General features: G+C 52.3%; 11 protein-coding genes. 8 read left to right on the plus strand and 3 right to left on the minus strand.

Annotation, left to right across the window (positions count from 1 at the left end):
* Positions 1-645 precede the first annotated feature (645 nt).
* The 3 genes from VB780_RS11195 (at position 646) to VB780_RS11205 (ending at position 4,314) form a co-directional block, all read left to right on the plus strand.
* Positions 646-1,833: a proprotein convertase P-domain-containing protein gene (locus tag VB780_RS11195; RefSeq protein WP_323351233.1), complete on the plus strand. Its 1,188-nt coding sequence runs from the start codon at positions 646-648 to the stop codon at positions 1,831-1,833.
* Between the two features lie 167 nt (positions 1,834-2,000).
* Positions 2,001-2,516, plus strand: a complete 516-nt coding sequence (locus VB780_RS11200; RefSeq protein ID WP_323351234.1) for a hypothetical protein — start codon at positions 2,001-2,003, stop codon at positions 2,514-2,516.
* 115 nt (positions 2,517-2,631) lie between these two features.
* On the plus strand, positions 2,632-4,314 hold the full coding sequence (locus tag VB780_RS11205; RefSeq protein WP_323351235.1) for an alpha-amylase: 1,683 nt from the start codon (positions 2,632-2,634) through the stop codon (positions 4,312-4,314).
* 19 nt (positions 4,315-4,333) lie between these two features.
* Here the strand turns inward: VB780_RS11205 and VB780_RS11210 are convergent, their stop codons facing one another.
* Positions 4,334-4,525 (minus strand): hypothetical protein, encoded by a 192-nt coding sequence (locus VB780_RS11210; protein WP_323351236.1) that lies wholly within the window; start codon positions 4,523-4,525, stop codon positions 4,334-4,336.
* Between the two features lie 256 nt (positions 4,526-4,781).
* Here VB780_RS11210 and VB780_RS11215 point away from each other — a divergent pair, with 256 nt between their 5' ends.
* Positions 4,782-5,621, plus strand: coding sequence for an SIR2 family NAD-dependent protein deacylase (locus VB780_RS11215; protein ID WP_323351237.1), 840 nt, complete (start codon positions 4,782-4,784; stop codon positions 5,619-5,621).
* Positions 5,622-5,708: 87 nt separating this feature from the next.
* Here VB780_RS11215 and VB780_RS11220 read toward each other — a convergent pair whose 3' ends face one another.
* Both VB780_RS11220 and VB780_RS11225 read right to left on the minus strand, forming a co-directional pair.
* A complete protein-coding gene (locus tag VB780_RS11220) occupies positions 5,709-6,290 on the minus strand; it encodes an opioid growth factor receptor-related protein (RefSeq protein WP_323351238.1) in 582 nt (193 codons plus the stop codon).
* Between the two features lie 43 nt (positions 6,291-6,333).
* Positions 6,334-7,311 carry a macro domain-containing protein gene (locus VB780_RS11225; protein ID WP_323351239.1) on the minus strand — a complete coding sequence of 326 codons (978 nt, stop codon included), beginning with the start codon at positions 7,309-7,311 and terminating at the stop codon, positions 6,334-6,336.
* Between the two features lie 333 nt (positions 7,312-7,644).
* On the opposite strand from VB780_RS11225, the gene nifJ reads away from it, so the two are divergent.
* The 4 genes from nifJ (at position 7,645) to hypD (ending at position 14,614) form a co-directional block, all read left to right on the plus strand.
* Entirely contained in the window at positions 7,645-11,418 is a 3,774-nt protein-coding gene (gene nifJ, locus VB780_RS11230) for a pyruvate:ferredoxin (flavodoxin) oxidoreductase (protein ID WP_323351240.1), read from the plus strand.
* Between the two features lie 77 nt (positions 11,419-11,495).
* On the plus strand, positions 11,496-12,398 hold the full coding sequence (locus tag VB780_RS11235; RefSeq protein WP_323351241.1) for a hypothetical protein: 903 nt from the start codon (positions 11,496-11,498) through the stop codon (positions 12,396-12,398).
* A gap of 69 nt (positions 12,399-12,467) precedes the next feature.
* Positions 12,468-13,499, plus strand: coding sequence for a dihydroorotate dehydrogenase-like protein (locus tag VB780_RS11240; protein ID WP_323351242.1), 1,032 nt, complete (start codon positions 12,468-12,470; stop codon positions 13,497-13,499).
* Entirely contained in the window at positions 13,499-14,614 is a 1,116-nt protein-coding gene (hypD, locus tag VB780_RS11245; RefSeq protein WP_323351243.1) for a hydrogenase formation protein HypD, read from the plus strand. Before VB780_RS11240 ends, hypD begins: the two co-directional genes overlap by 1 nt.
* Positions 14,615-14,675: the final 61 nt, after the last annotated feature.

Genomic DNA, 14,675 nt, shown 5'->3' on the forward strand with positions numbered 1-14,675 from the left:
CTTCACGCGTTACTCACATTCTCTATCGCATACTAGCTTCAGCAACTCATTCTTTACCTGTTCTGCCGAGCTGAAGATCTCTGTTATAGCCGCAATCACCTGGGTCATATCAAGTCCGGCCAATCAACCTAAGAATTTTAGACCGCTAACCCTTGTCCATCCTAATTTTATAGTGAGGTTAATTAAGCGAACTTGATATTAGAAAAATCAGACCCCTCAGAAACGTTTGAACGTTCAAACGCTTTTAGGGAAACTGTCCTAAACATACTGTCTATAGCCATAAAAAGGCTGTATGGCTTCAATATAAATTACGGCTGATATTGTAGATGCGTCGAAAATCTGCCGAATTTATTAAGAATGGACTAAACATTTAGAGTAAAACATGTGCAAAACTGCTTGCCGCTATGACTGCGCGAGCGGAGGCAGTCAGGCAAGTATTAGATGTACGCCTCCAAGCCTAAAATTTATGCACATCAAAAGTTTCAAGGAGTTCTAGCTTACCTAGGCCATAACAAATAAATTAAACCAATTTATGCTGAATTTTTAGACTTAGTAGCCGCTTGAAATAACAGCATCTGACTTGTTAATCATTAATTAATAGAATCTTCCTGAAATCCACATAGAGCTTAAATTAAGGAGAAGAAAATGGGAACGTTTACAAACAACAAGCCGGTGAAAATCAATCCGGGAAATCCAAATACAGTTTTATCCCCCATTAACATTAGTGGGTTGTCGGATGACGTCAGAAAAATCAAAGTTACCTTTGATATTCAACACACCTGGACAGGAGATCTGAGAATTTCGCTGCTCAATCCTGCGGGGTTGCGGGTAGTGCTGGTGAATCGGCGAGGTGGCTCTTCTGATGACTTCAAGAATGTCACCTTTGACCAAGATGCTCCCACATCGATTCGCGATGCTATTCCTCCGTTTACAGGGACCTATCGCCCCGAAGGGGATCTAAAGGATTTCAATGGACGCTCTCCCAATGGCACCTGGCAATTAGAGGTGAGAGATCTGGCCTTTAAAGACGGGGGGCAACTGAAAAGCTGGACAATTGATTTGGAGCTTGGGAGCATCTCTTCCCAGTACAACATCGATATCCGCATCCTGGGCGGTTTGACAGGCTCCCAGCAGGATGCCTTTGCCCTTGCGGCCAAGCGCTGGTCTTCCATCATTATTGGCGATGTACCCGATGCCAACGTGCAGGGAGAAATAGTTGACGACATCAGAATTGATGCCAAGGGCGCTCCCATTGATGGGGTTGGTGGCATTCTAGGGCAGGCAGGACCAACCTGGATTCGAGCGGGCTCCTACTTCCCCGCCACTGGTGTCATGACCTTCGACCAAGATGATTTGAAAAAATTGGAAGACGATGGACTGTTGCTCTCCGTTATCCTGCATGAAATGGCTCATGTGATTGGGTTTGGCACCATCTGGAGCTACAAAGGGTTACTCCAGGGAGCAGGGAGTCTTGACCCAACTTTTTCGGGACCGCAGGCGATGCGAGAATTCGGCACTCTACTGGGAGCGGGCACACCAACTGCTGTCCCAGTAGAGAATGGTGGCGGGCCTGGTACCCGAGATTCTCACTGGCGGGAAACGGTGTTCGGTAGCGAATTGATGACCGGCTTTATCAACCAGGGGGTGAATCCTGTCAGTCGACTCACCATTGCATCGCTGGCAGATCTGGGTTACCAGGTGAATCTGGAGGTGGCCGATCCGTATACGCTGCCCAGCTCGATCATGCTGGCGATGATGGGAGTTGGGGCAGAGTCCGCTGATCATGGCGGCTACGGAATAATTCTACCTACTGACATTGGCATTCTTGAATAGGCCGATGAGTGCTTAGCAGGGGCGTATATTTCTTATGCCCCTGCTTACCATTCCTATGATCAACATTTATGTTAAGGAAACTGGGCTTTTTTGTCTTAGTCTTTGGTCTATTCCTTTCGGTTTTATTACTGGATGTATCCTTGTTTGCCACTAAGGGAAGCAGCCCTATGACTCATGCCTTGCACACAGAGCCGGATACAATCGTCATACAGTGGCGAACTATGGGTGGACTTTCTATCGATAGAAGCAACATCGCGGATTTGACAATTTATGCTGATGGCAAAAGCATTGTGGGGCCTCGTTTTGGCCAGGGTAAACCTGTGGAGGGTGAGCTATCAATGGGGCGGATTCAAGACCTGCTCAGGTTTGCTATCGATGAGCAGCATTTCTTTCGGTTTGATAGCGGAGCCGTTGATGATGAAATCAACGCGATCCTTCAACAGCGTCAGGTGGACTCCCAAGATACTGGTGGAATTGCCGTTCCTCTAGGGCCACCCTATGTTGATGCAGGCACGACGGTAATTTTGATTGCTGCGGACGGTCGGCGGTATGAGGCTAGCTTCCAAGGGTTAGTTTTTGCAGCTCAAGATTACCCAGAGATTAATGCTCTGCAACAATTGCAGGCAATTGAGCTAAGGCTACTCAGTGTGGCAGAGGAATTGGCCAATTTGAATAGGGAATAAGCTGTGATCGCAGTGTTCGAAAAGAGAGGAAAGCGATCGCTCCCCTCCCTAATTTGCTCTTTGATCAGCGATCGCCAGCCAGAACCCGACCAGAACGCAACTAACGAGGTGTAATATGTCCGCCAACATCAACGGTGTCATGCTACAGGGCTTTCACTGGTTCCTAAAACCAGATTTTCCTGAAAGCCGTGACCGTAGCCTGTGGCAATTTCTCCGGGACGAGGCGAATTATTTCAGAACCATTGGTATCGATGCGATCTGGATTCCCCCCGCTTACAAAGCTGCTTTTAACCGCAGCAATAGCGTGGGCTACGATGTTTACGATCATTTCGATTTAGGTGAATTTTTTCGAAATGGAGAAATCACTCCCAGAACTAAGTATGGAACGAAGACAGAACTCGTTGAAGCTGTGCGATCTCTGCACGGCGATGGCAGTCAAAAATATATTCAGGTATATGCCGATGTCGTACTCAACCACAAGATGGGAGGCCAGGAAGACGACTACTGGCAGGCCATTCGAGTTGAAAAAGACAACCGCAGTTCTGAACGCTGGGGTGATGGGTTTGAACAAGGAGTGATCGAAATTAAAGCCTACACAAAGTTCGATCACCCTGAGCGAGGAGGCAAATATTCTAGCTTTCATTGGCGGGCCAAACACTTTGATAGCGTCGATGCGATCGCCGAAATTCGCCAGCATGGCAATGTTTTTCATGATCCCCAGGACAAATACATTTATCGTTTTTTGTACAACGAATCAGGGTATATCCCTGCCAATAAGAATTTTGAATCCTGGGTATCCACCGAGAAAGGCAACTACGACTATCTCACCGGCTGCGATTTTGACTATGGTCGGCAAGATGTGTGTGAGGAAATGAAATCTTGGGGTGGTTGGTTCGCCAAAGAGCTTGACCTGGATGGGGTCAGATTAGATGCCGTCAAGCACATCAGCGCCGACTACATACGGGAATGGTTGAGGCATGTGCGCTGGCAGACGGGCAAAAACCTGTTTGCCGTTGGTGAATATATTGCCGGTTCCACCGAACCCCTGCACGCTTACGCTACCCGCGTAACGGTTGAAGGTGAGCACCCTCAGCCCATCACCCTGTTTGACTTTCCCCTGTGCTTCAAATTTAAAGACGCCAGTCGTAGGGGAGAAGGTTTCGACCTTCGCACGCTTGACCAGGGAACGTTCATGGCAGAACAACCAGCCCTGGCGGTTACCTATGTCGAAAACCACGACTACGAGTACGGCAGAGGCTTTAACTCCCACGTTGAGGAGTGGTTTAAGCCCCTGGCCTATGCCTTTATTCTGCTGCGAGAAAGAGGATACCCCTGCATTTTCTTCCCGGATTATTATGGCTCCCTTGACTGGGTTGAAAATGGCACTCTCTGGCACCGAGCGCAGAACCCTGGCAGAGAATACCTGGATCTGCTGCTGAAACTGAGGAAGCAATTTGCCCTGGGAGAAGAACGATATTACGCCGATCGCAACGTTGCCGGATGGGTGCGGATGGGGTTTTTCCCTGGTGCTAAGGGGGCGATGGCAGTGGTCATCAACACCGCCTATGGAGCGGTCAAAGCGGTGGGGATGAATACCGGACGGTTCAACAAACGCTTTTACCATCTGGCGACCCTCAAGCTAACGGAGCACGGTTTTGTGGTGGTGCGTCAGCGCTATGACCGCTACGGCGACAAAGCTGAAGGTTTGTGGACGGACGCTAACGGCTGGGCGGACTTTCTCGCCGATGGTGGCACAGCATCTATTTGGATCGAAGACGGGGTTGGGTTAGAGGGCTAATAAACCCTTCACAACTTCCTCAGAGTTTTTCTATAGGCTGAAGTTCAAAGGTTAGCGATCGCCCCATGAGGATTTCTGCCATGACCGTTTCGTCTTGCCCCAGACTGCGACTGCCACCCTCAACCCACTCTGTAACTGGAGCAATGCAGCTGAGAGAAAATTCGGAGGGGTGATTGTGGCGATTGATGCGATCGCATAGAACAGTTTTCATCACTCTCTGGAGAGATGGCTATGGGAAAGGGATAACCCCCAATTTGTCGGCCTACACAACAAACTGGCAAATATATGGATCTTTGCCGCCTATCTACCCTTCAAAGAGCTTTAAGCAGATTATTTGCTGCCTATTCACCCTCACTGGGGTGTTAAACGGCAGATAATTTGCCTATTCGCACGGAACGGGATGTATAGACAGACCGAATTGATCCAATAAATAACTAAGTCTGTTGTATCTCTGGATCGAGCAGTTTATGAACCAATCAGAGGCTTGGCCCTTTGCAATTGAAACAATTAAGCAAGCAAATCACATTCTGATACTCACTGGCGCAGGGATATCAGCTAGTAGTGGTATTCCAACTTTCCGCGATCGTGGTGGACTTTGGAACGAATTCACACCTGCGCGTTTTGCTACATGGCCAGGTCTATTAATATCCTTAGTCTTAACGCCTAAAAAAGTAGTCCAATTTTTGATAGGCGTTTTAGAGCCAATTGCTCAAGCTAAACCTAATGCAGCACACAATGCTATTCACAAACTTGAAGATGTTAAAAAAGTAACTATTGTTACTCAAAATATTGATCGCCTTCATCAACGTGCTGGCAGCACTAACGTGGTCGAATTACATGGAACTTTATTTGAAGTAATTGATATTCAATCTGGTCAAGTATCAACACTCTCTGCTGGTGAATTACAAAATATTGTGCAAGGCCTTCACAAATTAGCTAGCCAAAATTATGTTTTACCTAAACTTCTTCACACAATTCAACCACTATTTTCTATAAGCCTGAAAGGTATACGAATTCCCAATGTTATTTTATTTGGTCAACCGCTAAATACAGCTTTATATGAAGCAGCATGTATTGCAGCGTCAGAGTGTGACTGCATGTTCGTAGTTGGGACTTCTGGAACGGTTTTTCCAGCAGCCAACCTTAAACATATTGCTAAACAAGCCGGAGCAAGAGTTTTTGAGATTAATCCTACACATATCATTGAACTCAACTCTACTCAAACTTCTACCACGATTCACTTAACAGGCTTAGCGGAACAAATTTTACCTGAGCTAGTTGAAAAAGCTACGCAAAACAAAAGATAGAAGGAGTGGAGCTTACACGAGAAAATACTTACGTATAAAGAAATAACCATCAAAGATACATCAAGACAACGGCAGGAGTAAATATAATCATGCTTTACTGCCGTCATTAACAGCTTCCACCCAGAATCTATATGTTCGATCTGAGATTGTCTCACTATGATTCAGATAGAGGTCATTTAAAGCACCTAAAAAAGCCTCAGAATAATTACTTAATCCCAAAATCTTCAAGCTTTTCAATATTCGTGTAATCCGCAAATAGTTGTGGTTGTTTTTCCTAAGCCATTTGCTTACTTTTTCGTCGTGATCAACTGATTTTTTTATACAAATTAAATCCTGCGAATCATCGCAGCAAAATCCATAAAATCCCATCATAAGCTTGAAGGATTTACTTAGGTTTTCAATCAGTTTTTCGTCATTCATAAATAGGTTTATTTGTTGATCTGTTAATATCGGAGCCTTTGGGTTAAAGGCACTCCTTTCGGTAAGAGGAAAAAGCCATTGAATATAATCATGTTCATGTTCAAGCTTGTCAAGGCTCCAGGTTAATATTTCATCAAGCGTATATCCTTCTCTATATATGCATGATGGAATAGTACGTCCTCTACCATAGTAGAAATTAATCAGAGGACTGACTGAATTCGAGCAGTTTTCACTATTTAAAGAAGACATGGTTTCAATTTACATTGATTTAAGCCGAGGATTAATAGCATACCTATTTGTTGAACATATTTACAGCAATTCTCGCATTACGTTTTAGCAAGACTGGTGAGAGAATATTGCTGGATTTCTTGCCTTTGTAAATTACTATATTAACGGACTCTAAATAGCTAGCCGCTCCAGATGAACCAAGCAGCACGTCTAAAATTGCAAGCAGTAGAACGAAAAATGCCGCTTCTTTCTTCTCCAAACCTCCATGCCCTGCACCCAACAAAGGTATATAAAGTCTACTGATTCTATGCTTGAGTACAACTTTTCTGATTTCATCTATCGCGATAAAAATAAAAGGGATTGTAGCCCTAAAGGATTCACCTACACTTTGAGCAACGGCTACTATAAGAAGTCTACATGGAATAGAGAGGGGTTTTTCTAGATATAGACAAGTTCCAATGCTATATCTTTTCTGAAGAGAGCCTTCTATTTCTTGGGATGGAAACTCCTGAAGATAATTTTCAACCTTCTCTTGAATTGTTGGGATCTGGTCGTTAACTTGTCCCGTCACAGGATCTTCACGTCTAAATTTTGCATTCATATATGCCCCGAGCGCACTTTTCGTATCATAAAAACACTCGTGACTAAAGGAGTCATTTGTCGGTAGGACAACAGCGTAACGATTATCTCTTATGTCATCTCCAAAGTTTTGAATTTCTCCGTAAATCACATTTATATTTGTATCTTTATAGACGACAGTGCATATGATATTTCTAGGTAAATCTTTTTGTCTATTCGTAGCTGTTTTAAATACTGCCAAGGAATCGCTCTCCAGCAAGAATACTGCTAAAGCAAAAAATACAAATAAACATCCACTGACAAAAGGAAGCAGGGAAAACTGAGTTGAAATCGTCCACTTAGCATTCACATAGCCTACATTGAACAATGATATGACAAGTAAAAAAAAGCCAAGGGTTAAGAGAAGAACATGAAACTCGACTTCTTTAAGGAATGTAACTATTGGGTCAATTAAATCTTTCATGTTTCTCCACTTATCAATAGAAACGGCTATGTCAGCAGTCTAAGAGTGCTTGTAATCTTAATTTTGGCGATAATATAACATAGGTACGCCAAACAACTTGGTTGGAGCGGACTATTGAAGTTGTTTGGTGTTGTAGCAAAGGATATTAGCAACCGCTCACCGAATCGTTATGTCACTCTTTCCTTTGTTGGGTGGCGGCTGAAAAAGACCTGTTGGCCCGGTGTCAGGCAACTGGCCTAAAAGCTTTGACGCCCTAACCCTTCACAACTTCCTCAAAGTTTCTCTATAGGCTGAAGCTCAGAGGTCAGCGATCGCCCCGTGAGGATTTCTGCGATGACCGTCTCTGCTTTGCCCCAGACCACAACCGCCACCCTCGACGGCAACGAAGCCGTCGCCCGAGTGGCCTACGCCCTCAGCGAAGTGATTGCCATTTACCCCATCACCCCCGCCTCGCCCATGGGGGAATGGGCCGATGCCTGGACCGCCACCGGTCAGCCCAACCTGTGGGGCACGGTGCCCGCCATTGTGGCCATGCAGAGCGAAGGCGGCGTGGCCGGAGCAGTCCATGGCGCGCTCCAAACCGGGTCGCTCACGACTACCTTTACGGCATCCCAGGGGCTGTTGTTGATGCTACCCAATCTGTACAAGATTGCCGGTGAGCTAACGCCCTGCGTGATTCATGTGGCGGCGCGATCGCTAGCGGCCCAGGCCCTGTCGATCTTTGGCGACCACAGCGATGTGATGGCGGCTCGCAGCACCGGGTTCGGCATGCTGTGCTCGGCCTCCGTGCAGGAGGCGCAGGATCTGGCGGCGATCGCCACGGCAGCTACCCTGGCCAGCCGCATCCCCCTGCTGCACTTTTTCGACGGCTTTCGCACCTCCCACGAGGTTCAAAAAATTGAGCTGCTGACCGAGGAAGTGCTGCGATCGCTGATCGACGATGAGCTGATTGCCCAGCATCGCCAGCGGGCTCTGAGTCCCGATCATCCGGTGATTCGCGGCACGACCCAAAATCCCGACGTGTTTTTCCAGGCGCGGGAGGCGGTGAATTCCTATTACCAAAACTGCCCCGATATCATCGCCCAGGTGATGGATCGCTTTGCCCAGTTGACCGGCCGACGCTATCGACCCTTTGAGTACTACGGTAGCCCCCAGGCTGAGCGCGTGGCGGTGCTGATGGGTTCTGGCTGTGAGACGGTGCAGGCCACGGTAGATGCGCTCAATGCCCAGGGCGAAAACGTCGGCTTAGTCAAAGTGCGGCTCTATCGTCCCTTTGACGCCCAGCGATTTGTCGAGGCTCTGCCTAAAACAGTGCAGGCGATCGCCGTGCTCGATCGCACCAAGGAGCCTGGCAGTGCCGGAGAACCGCTCTACCTAGACGTGCTCGCGGCCCTGGTTGAGCAGCGATTTGCGCCGATGGATAGCGGCTTTCCGGTGGTGGTGGGCGGGCGCTATGGCCTGTCGTCGAAAGAATTTACCCCGGCCATGGTGAAGGCGGTTTTTGATCATCTTCGGCTCGACGGGTGGCAACCCCACCGGCCCCATTTCACCATTGGCATCCACGACGATGCCACCCGCACCCGCCAGCGCCACTTCACCATCGGCATCCACGACGATGTCACCCACACCAGCCTGCCCTACGACCCCAGCTTCTCGATTGAGCCGGCGCAAACCGTACGGGCGGTCTTCTACGGGTTGGGGGCAGACGGTACCGTAGGGGCCAACAAAAACACGATCAAAATTATTGGCGAGGCGACCCCCAACTACGCCCAGGGTTACTTCGTGTACGACTCTAAAAAGTCTGGCTCAGTCACCACCTCGCACCTGCGGTTTGGCCCAACACCAATCCAGGCTCCCTATCTGATCGACCAGGCCAACCTGGTTGCCTGTCACCAGTGGATGCTGCTCGATCAGCTCGATATTTTGGGGCCGGCGATCGCCGGGGCGACCTTTCTGGTCAACTCGCCCTATGCTCCGGAGGAAACCTGGCACCAGTTCCCCGATCGCATTCAGGCTCAGATTCTGCAAAAGCAGCTGAGCGTCTACGCCATTAACGCTTACCAGGTCGCCCGAGAGGCCGGTATGGGCAACCGCATCAATACCGTCATGCAGACCTGCTTTTTTGCCCTGTCGAAGATTTTGCCCCAGGAGGAGGGGATCGCGGCCATTCAGCAGTCGATTCGCAAAACCTATGCCAAGAAGGGGGCGGCGATCGTCGCCATGAATCTGCAAGCGGTGGATCAGACCCTGCAACACCTGTACGAGATCCCGCTGCCGACTGGCGCTCAGCCTGCAACCATTCCGCCCCTAAAGCCCGCCGTCTCCGATCGCGCCCCGGCCTTTGTGCAAACGGTGCTCGGCCCCATGATGCAGCGCCAGGGCGACGAGTTGCCGGTCAGCGCCCTGCCCTGCGATGGCACCTACCCCACCGGCACCGCCCAGTGGGAAAAACGCAACATTGCCCAGGCCATTCCGGTGTGGGATCCGCAGGTGTGCGTGCAGTGCGGCAAATGCGTGGTGGTCTGCCCCCACGCTGTGATTCGCAGCAAGGTGTACGGGCCAGAGCAGCTGGCCGAGGCTCCGCCAGGCTTTAAGCACACCGCCGCCCGGGAGTGGCCCGGCCAGCAATTTACCATTCAGGTGGCCGCGGAAGACTGCACCGGCTGCGGCATCTGTGTGGATGTGTGCCCCGCCAAAAATAAATCGATTCCTCGCCTCAAGGCGATCAATATGACGCCGGTCTACCAAACTGGCCCCCAGGTTGGCCCGGCTGAAGCCGATCTAGACCCTGCCACCCCGGCGCCAACTATCGACCTGCGGCAGCAGGAGAAACCGAACTGGGACTTTTTCCTCCAGATTCCCAACCCCGATCGCACCGCGTTAAACCTGCACAAAATCAGCCAGCAGCAGATGCAAGAGCCGCTGTTTGAATTTTCGGGGGCCTGTGCGGGCTGTGGCGAAACCCCCTACCTCAAGCTGCTCACCCAGCTGTTTGGCGATCGCCTGCTGGTGGCCAATGCCACCGGCTGCTCTTCGATCTACGGCGGCAACCTGCCCACCACCCCCTGGAGCCACAATGCTGAGGGCCGCGGCCCAGCCTGGTCGAACTCGCTGTTTGAAGACAACGCTGAATTTGGTCTGGGCTTTCGAGTTTCCATCGACAAGCAGGCTGACTATGCCGCCGAACTGCTGCGATCGATCGCCGCCGCCGAGGGCTTGGGGCGGTCGGCTCTACCAACGTTGGCCCCACAGATTCTCCAGGCCCAGCAGACCGACGAAGCCGACATTGTGGAGCAGCGAGAGCGCGTTGCCCAGCTCAAAACCCTGCTCACCGAGATGGCTCAGACTCCCCTGGATGAAGCCCTACAGGCCAATATTCAGCGGCTGCTCTCCCTGGCTGACGCCTTAGTCAAGAAGAGCGTGTGGATTGTCGGCGGGGACGGCTGGGCCTACGACATTGGCTACGGCGGGCTGGATCACGTGCTGGCGAGCGATTCTTCTGGGAAGAGGCTACGCCAACGCAACGTTAATATCCTGGTTCTGGATACCGAAGTCTATTCCAACACGGGCGGCCAGCAGTCTAAATCCACCCCGAGGGCCGCCGTCGCCAAGTTTGCCGCCGCTGGCAAAACCACCGCCAAAAAAGATCTGGGTCTGATGGCGATGACCTACGGTTCTGCCTACGTGGCCAGCGTCGCCCTGGGGGCTCGCGACGAGCACACCCTCAAAGCCTTCCTCGAAGCTGAAGCCTACAACGGCCCTTCGCTGATCATTGCCTACGCCCACTGCATTGCCCACGGCATCGAGATGTCTACGGCCATGCACCACCAAGCGGCGATCGTCGATGCGGGGCGCTGGCTGCTCTACCGCTACGACCCGCGCCGCCGGGCCGAGGGTCTCAACCCCCTCCGCCTCGACAGCCGTGCGCCCCAGCTGCCGGTGGAGCAGTCGATGTATGCCGAAAATCGGTTCAAACTGTTGACCCACAGCGACCCCGCAGCGGCAAAAACCTTACTGCGGCAGGCCCAGCAGGATGTGCAGCGGCGGTGGCGGTTGTATGGGGCGCTGGCGGAGATGGCGGAGTTGGGGGAGGGGAGTGGGGAGTGAGGGGGTGAGGAGATGAGGAAGGTGAGGAGATGAGGGGGTGAGCGAGTAAAGCACACATTCTAAAGGGAGATGAGCCCATGCAGTGGAAACTGGTGAAATGGTGGCTGGTTGGTTTTCTCGCCCTGCTTTGGGCGATCTGGGTTAGTGGTAGCACTCTGCCCGCCCAGGCTGACCCCACCGATCAAGACATCTTCAGAATAGGCGGTGATCTAGTAATCGCCGAGTCTCAGACGGTGAATGATGCCTTTGCCATTGGTGGCGACCTCACCGTGCAGCCGGGGGCGATGGTGCGGGGGGATGCCTTCGCCATCGGCGGCAACCTCCGGCTTGAGGACGATGTTCAAGTCGCTGGGGATGCCTTTGCCATTGGGGGCCGGGTGATGCGCTCTGATAGTGCCGTGGTCAGCGGCAGCGAGTTCACGGTGCTAGAGAACTTCAACGACCTGTTTGAGCGCTTTGGTGTGCTCGGCACGCTCTATCTGGGCAATGTGGTGTTTTGGGTGGTAACCTTTGTGGCGGCGGCGATCGCAGGTTGGCTGCTGCTGCTGCTGCTGCCGGGGCATATCGATGCGATCGCCACCGTCATCCACGCGCGTCCCGTTATGAGCCTGGTCTTTGGCATCGGTGGGTTTGCCACCCTGCTGATTCTCACCGTGCTGATTTCAGGCAGCGTCATTGGGGCCATTGTCATCCCGTTGGTCAATCTTGTCGCTGTCTTGACCGGGCTTTTGGGCGGCATCGCCACCTGTGTTTGGCTGGGCAAACGGATACGCGCTCAAACGCCCAACGCCAGGTTCCAGCACTTCTGGCTGGGGTGGTTGTTGCTGTTTGTCATCAGCCTGATTCCGATCGCGGGCGGGCTGTTGATCAGCCTGATTACCCTGTTTGGCTTCGGGGCTACGCTGCTATCCCGCTACGGCGTCCAAACCGCAAGCACCCTGCCGATGGGGCTCGATCGCCTAGAACACCAAACCGAATAAACCCAGCGCTGGCGATCCAACCGGGGCGATCGGCTCCCTTTTGGACTATCCCTTTCTCTATTCCTAATTATGCTTGCCACCCGCTACCTTGGCCTTGATCTCCGATCGCCCCTGGTGGTCGGAGCCTGCGGGCCGCTCACCGAAGATCTGACCCATCTGCGACAACTGGAAGATGCGGGAGCCGCTGCGATCGTGCTGCATTCCCTATTTGAAGAACAGCTCCAGGCGGATCGCACCGCGCTGGACTACCATTTCGCTCAGGGCACCGAGAGTTATGCTGAAGCCCTAACCTATGCCCCTCCTCAGGCGTTGTTCCACGTCAGCGCGTCAGCCTACTTAAACCATATTCAACGAGCTAAGGCGATGGTGAATGTTCCGATCATTGCCAGCCTCAACGGCAGCACCCCCGGCGGGTGGACTGACTACGCCAAAGACATTGAAGCCGCTGGAGCCGATGCGTTAGAGCTAAATATCTACGCCGTGCCCACAGACCCCAATCAGACCGCCGCCCAGATTGAGCAAGCCTACGTCGATATCGCCTATGCCGTTACCCACAGCGTCACGATTCCGGTGGCGGTCAAACTGAGCCCCTACTTTACCAATCTGGCGCATCTGGCCCATCGGCTGGCGCTGGCGGGCGTGGATGGGCTGGTGTTGTTCAATCGGTTTTATCAGCCCGATATCGATTTAGAGACCCTAGAGGTCTCGTCCCATGTCTTGCTCAGCACCCCCCAAGATCTGCGCCTGCCGCTGCGGTGGATAGCGATTTTGTTTGGGACGCTGCCGGTCGATTTTGCGGCCACCAGCGGCATTCACCAGGCCGAAGATGCGATCAAGATGCTGATGGCGGGGGCCAACGTCACGATGATGGTCAGTGCGCTGCTGCGCCACGGTATCGATCATTTACGCACTGTCGAGCAGGGGCTGCGGGGGTGGCTACAAGACCACGAATATGACTCGATTCAGCAGCTCCAGGGCAGTATGAGCCAGCTCAACTGCCCTAACCCCCAGGCCTTTGAGCGGGCGCAATATATTAAGTCAATTCAAACCTATCAGGCAAATCTGGCTCAGATCGATCAACCCTCTCGCTACTTTGGCTGATGGCATTAGACACCATGAAGTACATCAGCGAGTATCGCGACGAGGGACTGGTTCAGGATTATGTGAACGCGATCGCAGCCCTCGTCACCCAGCCCTGGACTCTGATGGAGATCTGCGGCGGACAGACCCACACCATCGTCAAGTACGGCCTCGATCAGCTGATGCCGCCCGAGATTACGCTGATCCATGGCCCTGGCTGCCCGGTCTGTGTCACCGATGCCGCCCTGATCGACCAGGCGCTGACCCTGGCTGCCCAGCCCGACATTATTTTTTGCACCTACGGCGACATGGTGCGAGTGCCGGGCACCACCGCCGATTTGCTTAGCGTTAAGGCCCAGGGGGGCGATGTGCGCCTGGTCTATTCGCCGCTGGATGCCCTGGCTCTGGCCCGCTGCCACCGCGATCGCCAGGTGGTGTTCTTTGCCGTCGGCTTTGAGACCACCGCCCCCGCCACGGCGATGGCCGTCTATCAGGCGGCTCAAGAGCAGATTGAAAACTTCTCGGTGCTGGTCGCCCATGTGCTGGTGCCCCCCGCCATGGAGGCAATCTTGGCCGCCCCCGACTGCCGGGTGCAGGGATTTTTGGCGGCGGGCCATGTGTGTACGGTGACGGGGTATTACCAATATCCGGCGATCGCCGCCAAATACCAGATTCCCATCGTGATCACCGGCTTTGAACCCGTCGATATTTTGCAGGGGGTTTATCTCTGCCTACAACAGCTCGAAACTGGCCGGGCCAAGGTCGAAAATCAGTACGCGCGATCGGTGACAGCGCTGGGAAACCAGCCAGCTCAGCAGCTGATGGCCGAGATCTTCCAGGTGATGCCGCGAGTGTGGCGGGGGTTAGGGAGCCTGCCCCAGAGCGGGCTGGGCCTGTGCGAGCCCTACTGCCATCTAGATGCCCAGGTACGGTTTCGCGATCGCCTTCGCTCTCAGGTTGAAACACCAAAGGCCGAGGATATCTGCATCAGCGGTCTGGTGTTGCAGGGGTTGAAAAAGCCCCACCAATGCCCTGCTTTTGGCAATCGCTGTTGCCCAGAACACCCCCTTGGAGCCCCGATGGTATCGACCGAAGGCGCCTGTGCCGCCTACTATCACTATCGCCTATCGTCATAAGTTCCTCATCTTTATTTTTTATGCTGAGGATGACGCTGATTCTGGGATGACGCCATCCCTC

The sequence above is a fragment of the Leptolyngbya sp. CCNP1308 genome, assembly GCF_034932455.1.
Classification (GTDB): Bacteria; Cyanobacteriota; Cyanobacteriia; order Phormidesmidales; family Phormidesmidaceae; genus Nodosilinea.